Source organism: Synechococcus sp. B60.1 (assembly GCF_047462555.1).
Classification (GTDB): Bacteria; Cyanobacteriota; Cyanobacteriia; order Thermostichales; family Thermostichaceae; genus Thermostichus.
Genome location: NZ_JANSJN010000207.1, coordinates 1 through 1,323, shown reverse-complemented (window position 1 = coordinate 1,323; position 1,323 = coordinate 1). Strand labels below are relative to the sequence as shown.

Annotated in this window: 1 protein-coding gene; it reads right to left on the bottom strand. The window is 58.7% G+C overall.

The features are described from left to right. Nucleotides 1-27 precede the first annotated feature (27 nt). The coding region (locus NW863_RS13055) for an ABC transporter substrate-binding protein (RefSeq protein ID WP_414366878.1) at nucleotides 28-1,323 on the bottom strand (1,296 nt) is incomplete at its 5' end.

Below are 1,323 nucleotides of genomic sequence, written 5' to 3'. Positions count from 1 at the left end.
TCCGACAGCATCCCAGCTACCGGCCAATTACTGATAGAGGGAGTTGTACTCGGCCAGCAGGCGGTTGGCCTCCTCGTTGGCCTTGGCCATGGCCTGGGCCGGCTCCCCGCCTTTGAGCATGAGATCCTCCATGGTTTGGGTCACCACGTTGCGAATCTCAGGAAAGGCTCCCAGCAACGCCCCACGGGTGGCAGGGGTGACCTTGGAGTTGTTGATTTGGTCGATGGCAGTGAAGAAGTTGGGGTTTTCCTTGAACCAGCCCTGCGACTCCAGCAAGGCTACCGAGCTTTTGCGAATGGGCAGATAGCCAGTTACCTTGTGCCACTCGGCAGCATTTTCGGTGCTATTCAGCCACAACATGAAGGTCAGTGCCCCCTCTTCCACCTCTTTGGGCAGATCCTTCACCAACCAAAGGCTGGCGCCCCCAATCAAGTTCCCCGTCCAACCCTTGTCGGCGTTGTAGGGCATGCGGGTGGTGACCAGCTCGATGTTGTTCTGCTTGGCGGCGTTGGTGATGTTGGCCGCATCGGCGCTGCTGGTGATGGCCATGGCGACGGTGCCGGTTTGGATGGCTTGCTCCGTGGCCGCCCAATCCCGCTGCTTGCCGCTGTAGATGTAGTAGCGTTTGTCGTACATCCCTTTCCACCAGGTGGCGATGGCTACCGAGGGCTCCGAGTCCAAAAAGACCTGGGTAGCCCGAGCGGCGCGGCCATTTTCGTTATTGGCCAAGAGAGCATTCTGCTGTGCCATCCACTGCTCGTAGAACCAGCCGTGGTTGGGCCAGGTGACGCAGCCCTGGGGCGCATCGGGAAGCGCCATGATCTTCTCGCAGGCGGCTTCCAGCTCCTGCCAGGTGGCCGGTGGCTTCTCGATCCCAGCTTTCTTCAAAATGGCGGTGTTGGAATAGAGGATGGGGCTGGAGCTGTTCCAAGGCATGGAGGTGAACTTACCATCCAGGGTGTAGTAGCTCACCACCGGCTCGATAAAATCGTCGAAGTTCACCGGGATCCCGTTCACCTCGGTGCGGTTGCCCAGCGCCTCGGCGATGGACTTGAAGTAGCCGAAATCCCGTGCCCGTTGGGTGCCCACCTCAAACCACTGCACCACCGCCGGAGCGGCATTTTGTTGAATAGCGAGGTCGGTAGCCTGTTGAATTTCTTCGTAGTTGCCGTAGCCCTCAACGGTTACGTTGTATTGAGGAAATTGCTTGTTAAACTCCGCCGCTTTTGCGCGGGCCCAATCGAGACGGTTATCGGTAAAGGCAATCCAAACTTTGACGTTGGCAGGAGACTGGGCAAAGCTGTCGGCAGCCAGGAAGGCAGC